Origin of the sequence: Tunturiibacter lichenicola (assembly GCF_051013355.1) — a bacterium.
GTDB lineage: Bacteria > Acidobacteriota > Terriglobia > Terriglobales > Acidobacteriaceae > Edaphobacter > Edaphobacter lichenicola_F.
The window spans coordinates 442,196-463,797 of sequence record NZ_CP132945.1 but is presented as its reverse complement, the minus strand read 5'-3'; the positions used below and the strand labels follow the sequence as shown (position 1 = coordinate 463,797).

Annotated in this window: 7 protein-coding genes and 1 pseudogene; 6 read left to right on the top strand and 2 right to left on the bottom strand. The window is 59.3% G+C overall.

Annotated elements, in window-relative coordinates; genetic code table 11:
* Nucleotides 1–73: 73 nt before the first annotated feature.
* Nucleotides 74–1,378: a hypothetical protein gene (locus RBB82_RS24675; protein ID WP_433975763.1), complete on the bottom strand. Its 1,305-nt coding sequence runs from the start codon at nt 1,376–1,378 to the stop codon at nt 74–76.
* 297 nt (nt 1,379–1,675) lie between these two features.
* Between RBB82_RS24675 and RBB82_RS24670 the strand changes: the two genes are divergently transcribed.
* The 6 genes from RBB82_RS24670 to RBB82_RS24645 all read left to right on the top strand — a co-directional run bounded on the left by RBB82_RS24670 (nt 1,676) and on the right by RBB82_RS24645 (nt 19,012).
* Entirely contained in the window at nt 1,676–5,422 is a 3,747-nt protein-coding gene (locus tag RBB82_RS24670; RefSeq protein WP_433975762.1) for a carboxypeptidase regulatory-like domain-containing protein, read from the top strand.
* A 76-nt stretch (nt 5,423–5,498) separates the two neighbouring features.
* Nucleotides 5,499–8,960, top strand: coding sequence for an Ig-like domain repeat protein (locus RBB82_RS24665; protein WP_433975761.1), 3,462 nt, complete (start codon nt 5,499–5,501; stop codon nt 8,958–8,960).
* 141 nt (nt 8,961–9,101) lie between these two features.
* The gene (locus tag RBB82_RS24660; RefSeq protein WP_433975759.1) at nt 9,102–13,019 is read left to right on the top strand and encodes a chitobiase/beta-hexosaminidase C-terminal domain-containing protein; all 3,918 of its coding nucleotides are present in this window, start codon (nt 9,102–9,104) and stop codon (nt 13,017–13,019) included.
* Nucleotides 13,000–15,279: a glycoside hydrolase family 3 C-terminal domain-containing protein gene (locus RBB82_RS24655; protein ID WP_433975758.1), complete on the top strand. Its 2,280-nt coding sequence runs from the start codon at nt 13,000–13,002 to the stop codon at nt 15,277–15,279. Before RBB82_RS24660 ends, RBB82_RS24655 begins: the two co-directional genes overlap by 20 nt.
* Nucleotides 15,266–17,662, top strand: a complete 2,397-nt coding sequence (locus RBB82_RS24650; RefSeq protein WP_433975757.1) for a TIM-barrel domain-containing protein — start codon at nt 15,266–15,268, stop codon at nt 17,660–17,662. The genes RBB82_RS24655 and RBB82_RS24650 overlap by 14 nt, the downstream gene beginning before the upstream one ends.
* A 615-nt stretch (nt 17,663–18,277) precedes the next feature.
* Entirely contained in the window at nt 18,278–19,012 is a 735-nt protein-coding gene (locus RBB82_RS24645) for a DUF899 family protein (protein WP_433975756.1), read from the top strand.
* 340 nt (nt 19,013–19,352) lie between these two features.
* Here the strand turns inward: RBB82_RS24645 and RBB82_RS24640 are convergent.
* A pseudogene (locus RBB82_RS24640) lies at nt 19,353–19,484 on the bottom strand (transposase); the annotation flags it as partial.
* Between the last annotated feature and the right edge of the window lie 2,118 nt (nt 19,485–21,602).

The window sequence follows — 21,602 nt, the reverse complement described above, 5'->3', positions numbered from 1 at the left end:
TATCGAATCCTGGCTTTGGCCAAGATCCAGGCTCACTAACCGGACGTTCCGTCCGATTTTTCCAAAGACCCCTTTACCAGACCTGCAGTGCGACGATCTCCGGCGGTTGTGCTTTAAAATCTACGACACGGACGTGCAGCACGACCTGCAGGTTGCGGCTGCTCCATCCCATTGACAGCCGATGGGTGATCTGCGCAACTGAGGCGGGATTGCAGATGAAGCTTGCTGCGGCCAGCGTTCCGTACTGGCCCATGCCCGCCACGCTCAGTATGGGCGCGTCGCCGTTGCGCTGAGCCAGCCGCGTGACGATCGCATAATCCTCTGTGTCCTGCGAGTCGTTGGAAGCCTTGAGTATCCACTGGCGGCCGCCCGGCTTGGTCTCCTTGATCTCGTTACGTGCGGCGAGAACGAACGGTAGGTTCTTGGTCAGCTCGAGCGTCATCGGATTGTTGAAGCCGCCGACCAGCACTGTGGGCGTGTCGCGAAGTTCTGCAAACGAGATGTCGTTCGGGAAACGTTCCTGAAACGTCTGGCCAAAGCGCGTGACAGTGGCGACGAGCGCCGAAACCGCGTCCACATCGCCCAGTGCAACGAAGCTGTCACGTGCCTGACGTACGTCGGTGCCCTTGATGACCGTATCCGGGCCAGTGGGGACGAAGAACTCCATGCCGTGGTTCTCAAGCTTGCGATCACGCGCATAGCTGTCGACGAACTCATCCGAGAGCCGGTAGACAGCATTGCTCCCGATGGAGAAAATGATGGGCTTGGAGTTACCCGTCCATGGTGCCCAGAAACGATTGAATGCCCGCATCTCTGCGGATGGCACCAGGGCGTATACCAGAGCCGCAATTACCAGCACGAGCACGACCGCCATCAGCTGTAAGAGCCCCGAATATGCCTTCCACCAGCGAGTGTTCACGTCGGCTTGCTGCACGATGACAGGCACCGGTAGCGAAGGCACGATGTGGGGCACCGGCAGCACGGGCGCTCCCTCTGCCGCAGGCAGATCTACCACGTGCTCGGCAAGCTCGGGCGACGGCACGGCGGCTGGCCTCAGCCCCTCACGCCAGCGAAATACGGCGCGATAGGACCCGGACGGTATCTCGATCTGTACCGTAGTCGCGTGAGTGTCGGGCAGGGATTGATAAAACTGCGCCAGTCGTTTGCGCACCTCGGCCGCGCGGATGCGCACCACCGGGTCATCGCCAGTTTCATAGTTCGGCGGACGGCCGAAGACTTCAGCACCGATCACGCGCTCGCGCAGCAGGTGTTCTTCCTGAGAGAGCGAGTGCTTGACGATGTAGCAAAGCAAATTCTTGCACTGCTGCGTATGGCAAAAAGGCGCGCTGGCCAGCACCTCGTCCAGAACCTCGCGCACGGCCTCGGCATCAATTATTTGTCCGCCTTTTGCGCCGGCGTGACGTGGATTTCGTGCCGGGTGGCGGGGAAGACTAAGTGTTTCCATTAGTGATAAGAGACAACGGAGAGTATCGTACCTCCTCCTTTAAGTCACTGTCAACGCATACATGATAAAGGGCTTAGACGGTACGGAACCGTAATGCTCCTTGTGTGTGGAGCCTCGCGACGCGTCTTGTGTTGCGGTCTGAAGAAAATAGAAAGCGGCGTAAGCAAAAGCCGGATGATCGCACGACGCTGCCTGATTACGGAGACCAAGATGAACGAGACGCACCCGAAACATATTTTTCACGTGAGTTTTCTACAAGCCGTTGTGCTCATCGTCTGTCTGCTGTTCTCTGCTGGTGCCGACGTTGTAACCGTGGCAGCCTACGGACAGGTCATTACGGCCTCGCTCTCCGGCACGGTCACGGACTCGTCCGGCGCGGTCGTTCCCAAGGCATCCATCGCGCTGAAGAACCAGGCGACCGGCGACACGCGCACAATCAACTCAAACAGTGGCGGCTTCTTCACCTTTGCCGGTGTGTCGTCAGGCGACTACGCGCTCACAATCACTGCCGGGGGCTTTGAGGTACTGAGCGAGCGGGGCATCCACCTAGACCCCGCCGACAGCCGTACTTTGCCGTCGCTTGTGCTCAAGCTCGGCAACCAGGCTGAGACAGTCACGATCACGGCTGAAAACGACGTGCCGCTCGACACCGGGGAGCGTTCCGACCTGATAACTGCAGAGCAGATCAAGCACCTCTCTATCGAAGGTCGCGACGTCACGGAGTTGTTCAAGACGTTGCCAGGCTTCGCCATCAACAACACAGGCGGTGGGTCAGGCGTGGGCAGCAACGCCGCGTATGACCCCTCGCAGGTCACGGTGAACGGCGCCCTGGGGAACTACTCCGCCAACGGCAACCCGCTCTCCGGCGTCAGCCTGAAGCTGGACGGCGCGGACATCACCGACCCGGGCAACTACGGCGCCGCCACCCAGACCGTGAACTACGATCAGGTAGCCGAGGTTAAGGTCGAGGTCTCAAACTTCGGTGCCGATATAGCCAACGGGCCGGTGGTGGTCAGCGTTGTGAGCCGGTCCGGCGCGGCTAGTTTCCATGGCTCGCTCTATACGTATGCGCGCACCTCGCAACTGGACTCGACCGACGCGCTGGCCAAGGCAACGATGTCCGCGAAGGATCCGGACCATGAGATCTATCCGGGCTTTGCAATCGGCGGTCCGGTGCTGATCCCCGGCACCAGCTTCAACCACAAACGCCGGCTGACCTTCTTTGCTGGCGCGGAAGATTATGTGCAGCGCAATATCTACGCTTACGGCAGCGCAGCAGGCGCGCTGGTGCACGGTCTTGTGCCGACCGCGAACATGCGCAACGGCATCTTCACCACCACGGAGTTGCAGAACTACCTGGGACCCCAACTCTACGCCGGCGGAACCTATAGCTTGGTGGACATGGTCCCGACACAAGCCATCGACGGCACTGTCCTGGCACAGCCGGGCATCATTCCCCGACAGTATCAGGACGCCGGCTTCCAGTCCATCTTCAACGCGATGCCGCTACCGAACCAGGTAGCGACCAACAACAATCCTTACAACTGGCAGTCGCAGAACTTCGTCAACAACGATCTGTATGAAGTAACCGGGCGCGTGGATCTGACGATCTCAGACCGCAACCACCTCTTTGGCCGGTACACAGTGGAGCGCGGCGCCAGCGGCGAGCCGGACATGATTTTCTACAACGAAGGCGGCCTGAACGTTCCGGGCGGTGGCGAGAATACCATCAACTCCGAGAGCGCCGCGGCTAACCTGACTACGGTCTTCTCGTCCACGCTGACCAATCAGCTCTACGGCGGACTGTCGTACCTGGATTCGGCCTTCAAGAGTGAAAACCTTACGCCGCTGACCAGCTATTCCTACCAGGGCGCCTACAACAACAGCCGGCACACGCTGCCCTCACTTCAGTCCTACGATACTGCCAGCGGACTGCCGCTGCAATTGATCCCGGACTACTCGCTATCGCCACTCTTCTCGCACAAGTTCGACCCCGAGGGCGGCGATACGCTCACCAAGGTCTGGGGCAAGCACACCGCCACCTTTGGCGTGTACATCGAGCGCATCACCAACAACCAGAAGCCGACCGGCGTCACCACCAACGGCTACATCCAGAGCTACTACTTCGGCGGCGCGGGTACGACCTTCACCGATGCCGACAACACGACCAAGACGCTTTCCGGCAATGCAGTCGCTAACTATTATGAAGGCATTGAAGGCGGATATGGCCAGACAAACGCGCTTGCGGATACGAACCTCTACTTCTGGAACAACGACTTCTTTGCCAATGACTCGTGGCGCATCGCGCCGCGGCTTACGATTAATGGCGGTCTGCGCATTGAGCACCTGGGGCTGTGGAACGACTCTTACGGCGGTGGTCTTGCCATCTTCAACCCGGCGCTGATCGCCAGCAGCTCAGCTAACTCCCCCTATCCCGGATTCCTCTGGCATGCCATTGACAAGAGCCTCCCGACCTCCGGCAACAACTCAAAGAAGGCGTTCCTTGAGCCTCGCGTCGGCTTTGCCTATGACGTACATGCCAACGGCTCTACAGTGCTGCGCGGGGGCTGGGGTGAGTATCGGTCGCATGATTCCTGGAACGATGTCGCAAACGCGCTGACCGAGTCGCAGAACGTGCAGAGCGTGACCTACGGCGACTCCACCCTGAAGGCGATCTCTGGCCTGAATCTGCCGGTCGCCTCAGGCACGCTGGCCCATTCCAACACCTACCCCAGCGGCATCAACCTGGCCAACCCTGCAGGCTATGCCGCGCCGGGATCGTTCTACGCGTTGACACCAGGTGATAACGAACAACCACTGACCGATACATACAGCCTGACGCTGAATCAGCAACTGCCCTTCAGGCTCAATCTGCTGGTGGGCTATGTAGGGGATAACAGCCGCTTCCTATACAACGACGGCAGCAGCCAGACCGTCGGGCTCGACAACGTCAACGCCATCCCGATTGGCGGTCTGTACAAGCCGAACCCCTACACCGGCCAGGTGCTGACGCCAAACGGAACCAACGGTGCCGGCGCGGCCGCGACCGTGGTCTCGAGCGCGGGCGCGCAGCAGGTCAACCAGTATCGTCCGCTGAATACCGCGGCCGTGCAGTACGGCGCTATCAACGTCCCGCAGCACAACCTCTTCTCCAACTACAACGCGCTGCAGGTGGGCCTGACGCACCAGACCGGGCACATCCTGTTCAACGTCAACTACACGTGGAGCAAGGCGCTGGGCATTCAGGGCGAGCTTGGCACCGGAACGCCGGCCAACCCGTTCAATGTGTGGGACAACTACAACCTGCAGCCATTTGACCGCGCGAACATTATTAATGGCTCCTACACGTTCCTGCTGGGCTCTCCAGTGCACAACAAGCTACTGGGTAAGTTTGCCAACGGCTGGGAAGTCTCAGGCATCACGAACTTCCAAAGCGGCCCTACGATTGTCAGCTCTCTGAACTCTCCCGGGTTCAACATCACCGGAACCATTGGACCGGCGGGCGCGAACCAGATTGCGATCAACAACACAACCTATCTTGGTACACCGGACGTGAGTCTGCAGCCGGCTGTGCTCTGCGATCCGCGCGCCAACCGGGGGCCGCACCAGTTCATCAACGGCAACTGCTTTGGCACACCGAACCTGCTGCAGAATGGGCCGTACCGGCTGCCGGTACTGCGTGGACCAGCTTACTTTGCCAGCGACCTGAGCGCACAGAAGACATTCAGCATTCATGGCGAGCAGAACCTGGTATTTCGCTTCTCGGCCTTCAACTTCCTCAATCATGCGTTGACCAGCTTCAGTGGCGACTTCCCCAACGAGTACACGCTGACGGAGACCAATCCGATCGGCGCGGGCTTCAACCAGGGCGTCAACAACCCCTCGCTGGGCTTCGGCTCTGCGATCTATGAGACGGGCCGTCGCGTCTCAGAGCTGATGGTCAAGTACAACTTCTAACTCGCGGGACGCATGGCCGCTCTGCCAAGGACGCCATGTGTGACAACGTACTGCACTCATTACCAGGAGTAAGCTCATGGCTTGTCGTCTGTTCGCTTTGTCGTTCCTCTCTGTCTCCGTCGCATCGCTGGCTCTCTCTGCGCCGCATGCCGGCGCGCAGTCGACAACTATGCCGGCGCCCGTCGTGGCCAGCTCCTCTACGACCGTGGCCACGGGCTTGAACCAGCCGCAAGGGCTTGCGCTCGACGCCGCCGGAAACCTCTTCGTCTCAAGCGCGAACTCGGGTACGGTGGTCGAGTTTCCGGCCAATGGCGGCGCGTCCGTCGTAGTCATCAACCAGCCGGGCTCGTACAACAAGGGCGTCACGGTCGATTCGCTGGGTAACATCTACACCACCAGCTACGGTGGCTCTATCTACAAGGCAGCGTCCGGCGCGGGCGCAGGCACCGGCACAGTCTTCGCCACCGGTTCAACCTGCCCCGACTTCGCCGCTATCGGCTACTACATCGGCTGGCAGGACGTCAGCGCCGACGGCCAAGGCAACATCTTCGCAGCCGGCCAGGGCAAGCCGTACCTGTTCGAGTTCGACCAGATGGGTGCCTGCACCGAGCGCCTGACCCCTGCGCAGCTTGGCTCGATGGACATCAACAACGTCACCGCGGATGCGGCCGGCGATGTGTACTTTTCGGTAGCCAACAATATCTACTACCTCCCCGTGGGCTCAAGCACGCCCACGCAGGTGATGGTTGCGGGCATCGCGGCAGTCAACGGTCTGAAGGTGGATGCGAAGGGTGATCTCTTCATCACCGACAGCATGACCATCGATGAGATCCCCGTGGTCAACGGTGCACTGGCGCCGACGCAGCTCACCTACCTGTTTCCGGCAGGCGCGCCGTACACCGTGGGTGTCGCGCCATCGGGTGCGATCTATGCTTCCAACTTCAACGCCAGTACCGTGCAACGGTACGTCGTCGGTAGCCTTATCCTGGGATCGTCGAACGTGGGTACCGCGAGCGCACCTGGCGTGCTCACCTACACTTTCAACGCGGCTACGACACCGACGAGCTTCAGCTACATCTCAGGGCCGAATGCGTCGACGGTCTTTAGCACGGTTGCCCCTGCGGCGCCCGCAACGACGACTTGCATGACTGACACCGCGTATCCGGCCAGCACCGGTGCCACGCCCAGCTCCTGCACGCTCAACATTGGCATGAACGCAAGTACGCCTGGCAAGAACACCGGGGCCGTCCTGCTTAACACCGCGACCACTACCGTGACGACGAGCTATCTCGCTGGCACCGGTGTTGGCGCGGCGTTGACTGTCTTCCCCGGCGCCCAGACGAGCCTCGGCACCTTCACCACACCGAGCGCCATCCGCGTCGATGGCGCAGGCGATGTCTTCGTCGCGGACAGCGCGAAGAATACCGTAACCGAAATACCCACGGGCGGCGGAACGCCCGTGACGGTAGGAAGCGGGCTCAGCATGCCGCAGGGTCTGGTGGTCGATTCTGCCGGGAACCTCTTCATCGCGGATACCGGCAACAACCGTGTCGTTGAGGTGCCGTTCTCTGGAGGCTCACTCAAGACGGCATCACAGACAGTCGTGGCGACAGGTTTCAACGCGCCCATGGGCCTGGCGCTCGACCTCTCCGGCAATCTGCTCGTAGCCAACAGCGGCGCTGGTACGGTCTCTGTGGTGCCTAACCAGGGCGGTGTCGTGGGTTCGCTACCCACGTATACGATTGGCAGCGGGTTGAAAACCCCCGTAGCTATCGCGGTTGACGCTTCAAACAATATCTTTATCGCGGATACGATGTCCGCCGATATCGTGGAGGTCTCGGCCAGCGGCTCGCAGAGCACTGTGCTGAACAACCTCGCCAACCTCGCCGGTCTCGCCGTCGACGCGAACGACGACATCTTCATCAGCCAGACAGGCTCGACAACGATCACCGGGATTCCCATCACGGCCGGCTCTTTTGCGACTAACTCCACGGTCGCTCTGGGGACAGGGTTCTCCGCTCCAAAGGGCATCACGCTCGACGGCGCCGGTAATCTCTACATAGCAGACGCTACCGGCGGGATGGCATATGAGATTCAGCGTACGATGGGCTCACTCGGCTTTGGCAGGATTAATGTAGTCACCAGCAGCGCGGCGCAGTCGCTGACCTTATCGAACACGGGCAATGCGGCACTAAAATTCAGCTCGCCGTTCTACGAGGCGACAGCTGGCAACACAGGTGACTTCGCCGTCTCCGCTTCAAGTAACGACGGCTGCGCGGCGGGGCTTGCGACTGGCACCTCCTGCGGCGTCTCGGTGACCTTCAGCCCGACTGCAATCGGCGCGCGCATGGAGACCCTCTCCTTCCAAAGCAACGCCGTGAATGGCTCGCCGATTGGCGCGAACTTTACAGGCACGGGCACCAATTCTGCACCCACAACGCTGGCGCTTTCGGTCTCCCCGAGCGGCACCATCAGCTTCAACCAGACGCTCACCGTGACCGCGACCGTCGCGCCCGTAATGGCATCCACACTCAAACCGACGGGCACGGTGCAGTTCACGGTGGATGGCTTCTCCTCCGGAGCACCCGCGAACCTAAGCAACAGCGGCACCGCAAACCAAACCATCAATGGTCTTTCCAGTGGCGCGCACACTATCAATGCCACGTACAGCGGCGACGACAGCTTTGCCAGTGCCGCGGCTTCGACACCGCTCGGCTTGACGATCGGTACCGCGCCCACCACCACAGCGCTGACCTCAACCATCAATGGCACCGTCGCCACGCCAAGCGAAACTGCAGTCACGTTCATCGCCACCGTAAACTCCGTCGCGACACCGCCTTATCCGAGCGGGTCGGTCTCGTTTTTCCAGGCTGGCAACGCGACCGCCCTGGGCTCCGCACCGCTGACCAACGGTGTCGCCAGCTTCACGACCACGGCGCTCGCCAACGGACAATACAACGTGACCGCTGTTTATAGCGGCGATCCGGACTTCTCTATGTCGACCTCGCCAGGTGCACCGGTCTTCATCTCTCCACCCACCTACGTACTGTCGAATGCGCCCTCGTCGCTCTCTGTGCACACCGTAGGCAGCGCCGCGACGAGCTTCACGTTGACATCGATCGCGGGTTACATTGGCTCGGTCTATCTCGGTTGCACCGGTCTACCGCAGTACGCCACCTGCGCCTTCTCGCCCGGCGGGGTAGACTTCGCCGTCACTCCTGGTCCGCAGGCCGTGCAGCTCACCGTGAATACCGGTCAGGCGCCGCCGATGCGGGGTGGAATGCCATGGCTGGCGAGTCTGCTCATGCTGGGCACGCTTCTGATCCTGGGCGGAGGCAAACGGCTGCCTCGTCTGCTAACAGTTGCGATGATCCTCATCGGGACTGCCGTTGCGACAGCTTCGCTCAGCAGTTGCGCCTCTACCAACAACTCAACCCCATCGGACAGCGCGATGGTCACGGTACAGCTCACCGGCACACCTGGACCGAGCAACACGAACGTCCTACAGAGCTTTACGTTTAGTCTGCAGGTTCACTAAAGGCGCGGACCTCCTCACCGCAACTGCCGAAACGGCGGCGGTGGGGAGGCAGGACGCGCTTATTTGGGTAAGTGATGAACGACACCGGCAGAAAATGCACCACGGAAGACCTCTAACCACTTCTTCCTTACAGGATCTCTTATGACTTTGGCATACCGATCGTCGCACACCGTAAGGCCCGCTCTGTTTGGGCTTTCCGTACTGGCCGCACTTCTGTTTGCTGGATGCTCCAGCGGTTCACCTGCCGCGGGCACCCCGGCTACACCAACACAGGCCGCTACGGCAACGCCTGCGTTTACACCCGCAGCCGGAACGTATAACTCTGTTCAAAGCATTACGCTCACCGACGCGGCCGCAGGCGCGACCATCTACTACACGACGGACGGTTCAACGCCGACGACCGCGTCCAAGGTCTACTCCGCGCCCATCGCAATTATGAGTTCAGAGACAATCAACGCTATTGCCGTGGCGAGTGGCGCTGCGAGCGCCATCGTCACAGAACCGTATATCCTCACGCTGCCCACGGCAACGCCGACGTTCACACCTGCGGCCGGCACGTATACGTCCGCACAAAATGTGACCCTGGCCGATACAACGCCCGGTGCGACCATCTACTACACCACCGACGGCACCATGCCGAGCACCGCATCGAAGACCTATAGCGCGGCGATTCCAGTCACTGCAACGACGAGCATCCAAGCCATCGCGGTCGCGGCCAACCTGCCCCAGAGCACGCTCGCCGCCGCGGTCTACACCATCAACTCGCCGGCAGCGACACCCACCTTTGCGCCGGCTGGCGGTAGCTTCACCTCATCGCAAAGCGTAACGCTGGCCGACGCCTCGGCGGGCGCGACGATCTACTACACCACCAACGGGTCAATCCCGACCATAGCATCCGCAGTCTACTCCGCCCCCATCGCGATCTCCGCAACCACCACCATTCAAGCCATCGCCGCCGGAACCGGCTATGCGGCCAGCCCGGCGGCCGCCGCGACGTACACGATCAACCTGTCGGCAGGCGCGCCCTCCTTCAGCCCGGCAGCCGGCACCTTTACCTCCGCGCAGAGCGTTACGCTCAGCGTCAACACGCCAGGCGCGACCATCTACTACACCACAAATGGGACAAATCCAACTACGTCGTCCACCGTGTATAGCGGACCCATCGCAGTGAACAGCACCACAACGATCGAGGCCTTCGCAACTACACCTGGCTCTGCCTCAAGCCCGATGAGCTCCGCGCTCTACACGATCAACTCTTCCGCAGTCGCTCCCACCTTCAATCCAGCGCCAGGCACCTTCACCTCCACGCAAAGCGTGACCATGGCAGATGCGACCACCGGCGCGAAGATCTACTACACCCTTGACGGCTCCGCGCCGACCACGTCGTCCACGCCGTACTCGGGTCCGCTTTCCGTCTCGCAAAACACGACGATCAACGCCATCGCCACGGCGCCGAACTACAGCGCAAGCGTGGTTAGCAATGGCTTCTACTCGATCCAGATCCCGGCTGCGGCCACACCGGCGATCTCGCCCGCCGGCGGCACGTTTACGACGCCACCGGTCGTCACGCTGTCTGACTCAGCCGCCAACGCGACGGTCTACTACACGACCAACGGCTCAACCCCTACCACCAGTTCGACCCAGTACACCGCACCATTTACGATCACTTCACCTGGCACGACAATCGTTGAAGCGCTCGCCGTCGTCAGTGGCACGCCCAACAGCAACATCGCCTCAGCCAGCTACACACTGCCCGCAGGCACGCAGCCCAACTACACCTTCAACAGCGTCCAGATCGTAGGCGGCGGTTTCGTCGACGGCCTCTTCTTCCATCCCGCATCGCAAGGCCTGATGTACGCCCGCACCGACGTCGGGGGTGCCTACCGCTGGAACAATGTGGCAGGCGGCGACAAGCAGTGGGTGCCAATCACGGACTTCGTGGGTCGCTTCGACTCCGGGTTTAACATCGGTGTCGACAGCCTGGGGCTCGACCCGAAAGACCCAACCCGCGTCTACCTGGCCGTGGGGGAATACACCGAAAGCTTCGGCACCAACGGCTTCATCCTCTCGTCCAGCGACATGGGCAACACCTTCACGTCTTACGCACTCCCCTTCAAAAATGGCTCGAATGACAACGGCCGCTTCGCCGCCGAGCGTCTCTCGGTTGATCCCGCCAACGGCCGTCACATCTACTTCGGCACGCGTCTCAACGGACTGTACGAATCGAATGATCAGGCTGCTAGCTTTCACGCTGTCACCGCTTTTCCCGTCACCGGTGCCACCGGCACCAGCATCGATCCAGGTGTGGGCGTCATCTTCGAAGACTTCCTGAGCACAAGCGGTATGGCGAACGGCAACACGAAGACGGTCTACGTCGGCGTATCCGATCCCACGACCGGGCTCTATGTCTCGAACGACGGTGGACAGACCTTCTCTGCGGTAGCCGGACAACCCACCGGCTACTATCCCAACGCGAGCAGCTTTGACCCATCTAACCGCTATCTCTACATCAGCTACGGCGTGCAGACCAACTGCACCTCAGGCTGTAACAGCGTAGGGCCAACCGGTGTGAACGCGGGCCAGATCTGGCGTTACTCGCTGCCCACCACGCAAACGGCCGCCGGCACCTGGACCAACATCACGCCACCGACCACCGGTAATGGAGGGTATGGCTACAGCAGCATCGCAGTCGATGCGCAGCATCCCGACACCGTCATGACGACCACGCTGAACAAGTACTATCCGCCGCCTCTTGACGATGTCTTCCGCTCGCTCGATGATGGCGCAACATGGGTCAACTACGGCACCAACATCCAGCGCGATCCTTCGCTCTCGCCTTGGATCACATTTGGCGCAGCAACGGCCGGTCCCGGCAACTGGCTCAACCATCTAGCCATCGATCCGTTCAACTCTAACCACGTCATGTATGGCGATGGCCAGACCGTGTGGCAGACCACCAACGCCACTGCAGTGGATGGTGTCACCATCAGCACGACGGCGGTCAACCCAGGCAACGCTACCAACTGGTCTATCGGCGCGGTCGGCATCGAGGAGACCGTGGTCACCGCACTCGCGAGCCCGCAGTCCGGACCGGCGAACCTGATCAGCGAGGTAGGTGATATCGGCGGCTTCACGCATACGACGCTGACGCAATCACTCAACTCGCAGCAGAACCCGCTCTTCACTTCAGGCCAGGCGGTTGACGTTGCTGGACAGGCGCCGCTGAACATTGCACGCGTTGGCGACATCAGCGATCCTGTGCAGAAGGAGGCCTTCTCGTCTGACGGCGGACAGACCTGGACTCCCTCTTCGTCACTGCCCATCAACCCGGCCACCAGCGCCGCCATCACCACGGGCGATGGTACGATCGCGGTCGCCGCGGATGGCTCCAACCTGGTCTGGACACCGAACGATACAGGCACCCCGGCCAACTACTCTACCGATCACGGCGCTACGTGGCACACGTCTACGGGAGCGCCGGCGCAGACATCGTCCAACCGCACCACGGTTGCAGCTGACCGCGTGAACCCGATGAAGTTTTATCTCTTCAATTCAGTCAACGGTACAGCGACCGTGTATGTCTCGGTCGACGGCGGCATGAGCTTCGCCATGCAGTCACAGCTTGCGAGCCAGAATGATAATGGCTTCTTCGTCTCGCCTGCAGCCGAGGGCGATCTGTGGACCACGTCCTCAAATGGCCTGAGTCACTCGACCGACTCAGGCAAGACGTTCACACCTGTGCTCGGCACTGGCAATGTGACCTACGCGATGGGCTTCGGCGCGGCTGCAATGGGCCAGACCTACCCGGCGATCTACATGATCGGCACGCTGTCGAGCGATAGCAACTGCGTCGCAAGCAGCAACGTCAGCGAAGGCTTCTCGCAGGCAACCGAATGCATCTACCGTTCCACCGACGGCGGCAAAACCTTCCTAAGGATCAATGACTATAAACACCAGTATGGCAACGCGAACATCATCACGGGCGATCCACGTATCTTCGGGCGGTTCTACCTCGGCACGGCAGGAAGGGGGATCATATATGGCGACTCGCCCAACTGACTGCAACGAAGGCCTCGTAAGCGACGCTTCGTTCGGCTCTTCCTCGGTTCGCGCAAGCAGTAAGAGCACCTTAGGATTGTGTGCGGCCGGTATAGCCCTGGCGCTGGCGGCTGTATGCGTCAGCGCGGTCCACGCGCAGTCGGCCCCACTCTATGCAGACCCGCATGCGGACGCTGAACAACGCATCACGGACCTACTGTCGCATATGACGCTTGAGGAGAAGATCCATGCGTTGAGCACGGATCCTTCGGTGCCCCGGCTCGGCGTCGCCGGTACCAACCACGTTGAGGGGCTGCATGGCCTGGCGCTCGGCGGTCCCGGCCATTGGGAAGGCAAGAACCTGTCCGTCATACCGACCACACAATTCCCACAGTCACGGGGCCTGGGTCAGACCTGGGACCCGGCCTTGCTCGAGCAGGCCGCAGCCCAAGAGGCGTACGAAACTCGCTACGCCTTTGGCAAATATCATCGCGGCGGACTCGTGGTGCGAGCGCCCAACGCCGATCTGAGCCGCGATCCGCGCTGGGGACGCAGTGAAGAGAGCTACGGCGAAGACCCATTGCTGACCGGCACACTCGCCACAGCATTCGCCCGTGGACTCCAGGGCAAGGATTCGCACATCTGGGAGACGGCCTCGCTGCTCAAGCATTTTCTCGCCAACAGCAACGAGGACAACCGTGGCGGGTCGTCCTCCAACTTCGACGTGCGGCTCTTCCTTGAGTACTACTCGGTGCCCTTTCGCATGGCCATCGAAGACGGCCACGCCAACGCCATGATGACCTCTTATAACGCTTGGAACGGTGTGCCGATGACGGCGAATCCGGTACTGCGCGCGGTGGTCATGAAGGACTGGGGTTTTAACGGTATCCTCTGCACCGACGCTGGCGCTCTGACCAACATGGTCACGCATCATCACATCTACAAGACGCTGCCTGAGGCAGCAGCGGCGGCGATTCATGCGGGCATCAACCAGTTTCTGGACGACTACCAGAAGCCGGTGCACGAAGCCTTGGCACAAGGATTGATCACCGAGGCTGACATCACGGGCAATCTCCGCGGGGTATACCGCGTGATGTTGCGGCTTGGCATGCTCGACCCACAGGAAGACTCCACCTACGCATCCATCGGCGAGACGAAACAGGCCACGGGCGATCCGTGGGATCAGGCGGCTCCGCGCCAGCTCGCACGCCAGGTGACCGCTGAGTCCATCGTGCTTCTGAAAAACGAGGGCGGCACGTTGCCGCTAGATTCTGCGAAGACAGGGTCGATCGCAGTCATAGGTCCCTGGGCCGATACTGTCGCGCTCGACTGGTATAGCGGTACACCTCCGCTAGCCGTCACGCCGTTCCAGGGCATCCGCCAACGCGCTGCCCACGATATCGTCTCCTTCTCCGATGGGAAAGATATGAGCGCCGCTGCGGCACTGGCTGCGAAGTCCCAGGTGGCCGTCGTCATTGTGGGCAATCATCCCACCTGCAACGCCGGCTGGAACGTCTGTGCTCTACCGAGCGAAGGCAAGGAAGCGATCGATCGAAAGAGCCTTACGCTGGAAGACGAAGAGCTCGTAAAGCAGGTCGTCGCAGCCAATCCCCATACGATCGTCGTGCTGCAAACCAGCTTTCCTTACGCGACCGTATGGACCCAGGAGCATGCGCCCGCGATTCTCGAAATGACGCACAACAGCGAAGAGCAAGGCAGCGCACTGGCCGGTGTCCTCTTCGGCGACTACAACCCGGCGGGTCGCCTGACGCAGACCTGGCCTGCGTCAATCGATCAACTGCCACCCATGATGGACTACGATCTGCGCCACGGCCGCACCTACCTCTATAGCGCAGCGAAGCCCCTCTATCCATTCGGGTTCGGCCTCAGCTACACGGCCTTCACCTACAGTGACCTGTCCGCGAGCCAGTCTGCCGGCAAGCTCAACATCAAGCTCAAAGTCGCGAACAGCGGCAATCGCGACGGCGCTGAGGTGGTCCAGATCTACCTGAAACACCTTGATTCCAAGGTATCGCGACCACTGGAACAGTTGATCGCCTTTGAGCGCGTGCAGATACCCGTAGGACAAAGCCGCGACGTCTCCTTTGCCGTGCCACTGTCACGGTTGGCATATTGGAGTGACGCGACCGGCAGCTTTATCGTGGAGCGCGATCACGTGGAGCTTCGCGCGGGTGCGTCATCAGCCGACATCCGGCTTCAATCTACCCTTCAAGTCCAACCGGCGGCACAACCCAGGGAGTCGCAGCATGCAGGCAAGTGAACGCGTACGCAGAATGACCTGTCTTCGTGGGTTGGCTTTCGGGCTCCTGTTCGGTATGGGCGCGTTCTCCTCCTTGGCGCAGCAGGCGGTGCTGAGCCGAGGAGATGCAACTGTGGTCGTGGAAGGCTATGCGCCCGGCATTGTGCGTGTCACGTTGAGCCTCGATAAGGCATCTGCCCTCAAGGCACCAGGTGTCGGCATCTCAGCAAAAGCGCCATCCTCCGGATGGACGGACACGGCATCACCCGGCGGCGACGTGTATCGGTCGAGCCAGATGAGTGTGCATATCTCAGCCTTTCATCAGGGCAAGCCCTCCGGGACCGGCGGCGATATCGCCAGATACTTCAACGGGTCCACTCCCGGAGTCGGCGTCGAGATTGATCGCGCGGACGGCAAGCCTCTGGTGCATATGCAAGGCTGGGAAATGGCCGTTCCCAATCACAAAGATGGCAGCGCCGGTATCCTCAACGACCGCCGCTCAAGTGATGATCCTTTTTTCGAGGTGGGCGCCACGTTTGCCGCGCTCGATGATGAACACTACTACGGACTGGGGCAGAATCAGCAGGGCCAACTCGATCTGCGCGGACGCTCGCTCGAGTGTGCGCACGATTACGCTGCCGCCGCCGGTCCGAGTGTATGTGTGCCATTCGTGGTCACAAATAAAGGCTACGCTCTACTGTGGGATAATCCGTCCAGGACGCGAGTCGACTTCGCCTTCAACGAGCAGACGCGCTGGACCTCGCAGGTCGGGCAGCGTGTCTCCTTCTTCGTCATCGCGGGCGACACATACGACCAGCTCTACGAGGGCTACCGCCTGCTGACCGGCAGCGTGCCCATGCTGCCCAAATCCGCATATGGCTACATTCAGTGCAAACAGCGTTACACCACCCAGAAGGAGTTGCTTGACGTAGCGCACGGCTATCGGGACCGCAATCTGCCCGCAGACGTGATGGTGGTGGACTGGTTCTACTTCACGAAGATGGGCGAGCTGGATATGGACCCACGCTTCTGGCCTGATCCTACGGCCATGAATGCAGAGCTGCACGAGCTTGGCTTCCATTCCATGATCAGCGTCTGGCCGCGCTTCGTGCCGGATGATCGCTACTATGCTGAGCTGTTGAAGAACGGCTGGTTTGAGCATCTCGCCGATGGCACACCGACAAATGGTCTGCCCTACGATCGCGCTGGCTCCGACATCGACACAACCAATCCGGACGCGGCGAAGTGGTACTGGAAGACGATCCGCGAGAACTTTGTCAAGAAGGGCTTCGACGCCTTCTGGGCCGATGAGACCGAGCCGGACCTGCCTCCCAACGGAAGTTATCTCTCCGTGGGCCCAGGCACGGAGTTCTACAACGTATATCCATACTTCCACACCAAGTCCCTCTACGATGGCTTCCGCGCCGACCTGCCAGACCGCCGCGCACTGATTCTCTCTCGCGATGCGTACACGGGTGCGCAGCATAACGGCGCCATCTTCTGGTCATCCGACATCCATCCCACGTGGGACACACTCAAGCGCCAGGTGCCGACAGGCATCAACTTCGTCGCCTCCGGCATGCCGTACTGGAGCACCGACATTGGGGGCTGGCAATATCTCCCCTACGCACACAAGCCGGAGCGCACCCCATTGATTGATCCGTCGGACACACGTAACAACGTCGGCCACGACGACGATTACCCGGAGCTCTACGTGCGTTGGTTTGAGTACGCGACCTTCCAGCCAACCATGCGCGCACACGGCAGCCGCAACTTCAACGAGGTCTGGAGCTACGGCAAGCAGGCTGAGCCAATCCTTGAAAAATATCTGCGTCTGCGGTATCAGCTCATGCCGTACCTCTACTCGCTTGGCTATTTCTCACACCAGACGGGAGCGCCCTTCATGCGAGGGCTGTTCATGGACTTTGATAACGACCCCAAGGTCGCGAACATTGGCGATGAGTACATGTTCGGGCCCGCGCTGCTGATCGCGCCCGTGACGGAACAAGGCCGCACCAGCCGCGAGGTCTATCTGCCGGCAGGCACTGATTGGTACAACTTCTGGACGAACGAGCGCGTGCACGGCGGTCAGAGCATCACGGTCCCCGCGCCCATCGATACCTTGCCTATCTTCGTGCGTGCCGGAGCGGTATTGCCGCTGGGCACTCCGGTGCTCAGCACCAATGAGAAGCAAGCCATCGCAGAGGTCAGAATATATCCCGGTGCCGACGGCAGCTTCAGGCTGTATAGCGACGACGGCCAGACCTACGCCTACGAACAGGGCAAAAGCAAGATCACCGAACTGCAGTGGTCCGAGGCCACACAAAAGCTCGAACACAGCGGTGCTAGGGCTTGGACCGCCAGTGACGACAGCATCGTAAAGATTATGGGAGGTACGCGTTGAGCGCTTTCAGCGTCTGGTTTCAAAGAGCTCAAGAACCCTAACGATGAAGCGACCGTATTCACCCCAGCCGTTGCAGGTTGCCTCACCGCAGTGCTCGCAGGTGCGACACTCTGCGCACGGCCGCCCGCGCAGCAGAGTATGCAGCATCCGTGGAGTAACAGTCTCACGTCGGACCAGCGCGCCGACATGGTGCTGCACGAGATGAAGTTGGCCGAGAAGATCTAGATGGTCCACGGCATCGGCTAGGGACCGCTCCGCAAAGGCGCGCCTGTGCATCCAGGCAACAACGGAGGTGCTGGCGAGGCGCTCGCCATTCCCTCGGCTGGGTATCCCTGACCTCAACCAAGCCGACTCCGCAGTGGGTATCCGCATGGCTGCACCCGCTGCTGCCTGCGGTGATTGGCTCGGCGGCGTCCTGGGACGCATAGGGCGCATACCTTTACGGTGAGGTCATCGGGCGCGAGCTTCTTCCAGCGTGCAGCGCATCCGGCAATCATTGAGGTGTGCCATAGCGAACGTGACGGGGCACGTGCCAAGTAATCGCTTCAGCTTCGATGATGCATCCAACTAATGAGACTTACCGGCGACCTCGTCGGCCAAATGAGGAGGCGTGACATGGTTCATGAATTCAGGGACGGAACATACCGGGAGACAAACCTAACAAATGAGTCCGCAGAGTATCTCGCGAAGCGCGAGGAGTTGCGCCTGGCAGAGATCGAATTAATGAAACATGGAGAGCGAGTAGCTGCGCTCCGTCGCGAGTTGCCGCAGGGGGCAGCGCTAAAGGACTACGAATTCCTCCAAGGTCCGGCGGATCTAGACGCAGGTGATGAACCCACCAACAGGGTGAAATTGAGTGAGCTTTTTACGGACAGGGGACGTTCGCTAGTGATCTATCACCTAATGTACGGCAAGAAACAGACCAAGCCGTGTCCCATGTGCACAATGTGGATCGACGGATTCAACGGCGTGGCGCAACACATCGCGCAGAACATCGATTTTGCAATCGTCGCTGCGGCGCAGCCGAAGGAGTTGCGCGATCATGCGCGTGCGCGGGGTTGGAACAACCTTCGCTTGTTGAGCGCGGGGTCAAATACGTTTAAATTCGATCTGGGCGGCGAGGACGCTGACGGCGCCCAGGATTCAAGCATTTCGGTTTTCACGAAGGATGCGGACAACACGGTTCGGCACTTCTATACTGCCCATCCGAGAATGGCGCAGGAGATCAAAGAACGCGGCATCGACGCTCTTGCGCCAGTATGGCATTTGATGGATCTAACGCCCCAAGGACGAGGGGAATGGTACGCGTCGCTCGCCTATGGGACGAAAGGTTCGAGCGTACCGCTGTAAGCGGTGCTTACCAACCTAGGCTGACCTGGTCGTGGTCGATCACCACCGCATCCAGGAGCAGGCAGAGACCACAGCAGGTTGGTCCGTTGGATTTTGCGTGGGCGATCGTGATGAAGGCGGCCTGGAACGATTCGAAGGTTGAGCGTCTGTAGTCCGGGTGTAGTCAATATGCAGGGATCGCTTCGATCGCCGATTGCGTAACGCTGCACGGCACTCGAACTTTTTCCAGGCTGGGCCTCGCCGAGCTCTGTCCATCGCGCGCCGCCTGCGTTGCGGGAGACCATTTTTTTTTGCTCAAATCCTTCAACACATCGATCTCCATCGTCTGCTCAGCCACGTTCTACTTCAGCTGCGCGTTCTCCCGCCCCAACTCCTTCAGCCGCGCGACTTCGGGACCCTTCATGCCGCCGTCCTGGTTGCGCCAATGATGCAGTGTTTGCTCGCTCACCTCCAGCTTGCGCCTGATCTCGGCGAACGTACGCCCCTAGCTCAACTCCACATCCACGGCCCGCAACTTCTCCAAGATCTGCTGCGGAGTACGCTTCTTACGCTTCACCGAAAGTCCTTCCCGCCCGTTAGGGCCGGTTAGACTCTCATATCAAATGGTCCAGTTTCAGTGTGTCAGGTCACATTGCGGCAAAAGGATTAGATAGCCACTGACTGTTGGTCAGACTCGGAACGCCATTGGAAGACGGTGACCGGAAGCATTCCGGTTGAGGCGTAATTCTGTTGACCTTCGCACCTAAGCATGGAGGAATTCAACGACTAGGAGGGTTCGCTTGTCCGTTGTGTAAGCGGTCAAGTGTTAGGGGAATCGCCACTCGAATATTTACGAAAGCTTTTCTTTCTTCAACGACTTCGTGCCAGTATCTTCATGGAGTTTCGTACTAGTACGACGGGGGCAGTATTACGGGTCGACTATTAGAGTCATCCATTAGACAAGCCTCAGTGACACCAAATTCCGAAATGATGATACCTCTGATACATATAACAAACCTACCTCACACCTTCGCGCTCTCTAAGTCAGCTCTTAGCGTCCCTCTTGTTCGGCGTTTGCGCATAGCCTCCAAAATGAAGTAGATGTTTTAGGTCAAGTAATATGCTAAGCTGTCTGCATCATCGTAACGGCTGTCATTCAATGAAGAGCAAAATTGGAGTCTTCGATGATCACGGAAGCAGCGGATGTGCATGGCGCACAAGCCAGTGCAATTACTAGAACGGAAGGTTTCTACCGCCCAGAGGTGGATGAACTCTTCTTTGGTGCTTTCATTTCTGTTTTATTAACTCATATCTCTCAGTCTATCGAAGGACCTAATCGGAAGCTTCATATATTGCGTTACGTCGGTAGTCTCGGAGTTCTAGCACTTTTTTGCTTAGCGGGTGTTCGATCACGGAACTCCTCCTTCCGCAGACGGTCCATAGTGCACATTCCACCTCTCCATTCTCCAATGCGCTCTGGCACTCCGTCAGTGAACTGGGACGACTCTACAGCGGGGAACCCTTCCACTACTACGCCTTGCTGTCAGATAAATAGGGCGCGCTTTTCACCATCAATGCGGCCGATGTCAGCTTTCCTATTAGGAAACACCTACGGGGAAAAGCAGCAGTTTCATTCTTTTCGTCCTACATTCGTGCGGCGCGTACACAGATACTCATCATTCGACGTTCTTGCATTGTTGAGCCCGTTCGGCCAAAGAGCCTTGAGGATATGTGCTCGAATGGTGTCAATGTATCGCCTGCCGTGCGGATCAGCTTGTTTACAAACCGTCTTATAATCCGCGGCTGGTTGGGACCGAATTCCTAATAAATTTCGAATGACTATCAACAAATCTGCATTTTTGTCTCTCCTTTTCCTTCCTGGGTCTTGTGCAGCAGTTTTCGAACTGCTTGCCTAGTTCTGAGATATGGAGAGATTAATTATGAGAAGCGAGGGAAGGATAGTAATCTTTATTTTAGTATGTGCGGCTCTTCTGTCTATGCTTGGATATTTGATAATTGTAGCTAATTCAATGGAGACGCGCGCGAAAGTATTATTCGCCGCCTCTCTGCTAGGATTCACCGTGTCAAAGCTCAACAAATGACAAGTTTCGCAAAGCTTGCTCGCAAAAAATAAGCTTCAAATAACCTCAGAATGACTGGTGCGCATCTAGGAGCATCCGGCCTCGTTGTGTGGACAGGCGGACGTGTCTCTATGTCCAAATCAGTGATTTCGGCATAATAGTGATTAAATAACTTGGCCATTGTTTAATTAGAAATGTGCGAGTTAGAAGAGTTCTACGGTTGGGAGTAGGGATGGAGCTTCTGTCTCAGAATAGAGGAGAGGATAGGGGAGGCACTAAAACAAACTCTTGACATTGTCATAAACGAGGAAGACCATGCCACCTGACAGAGAAGACTCTGTTGTCTGGCTATGGATAACACCGCTTATGCACCTTCTAGGCATGGGCTGTCTGCACCCGAATTACATAAGAACCTAGGCAGGGAATTCCTGAATGCGCTCCGAAGACCATTTCGCGAAGCGCAGAAGGAAGCTCACATACGCTCACTACTCAACTCTCCCGCTTTCTCAGTCCTTGGCCCTCGGCACCAC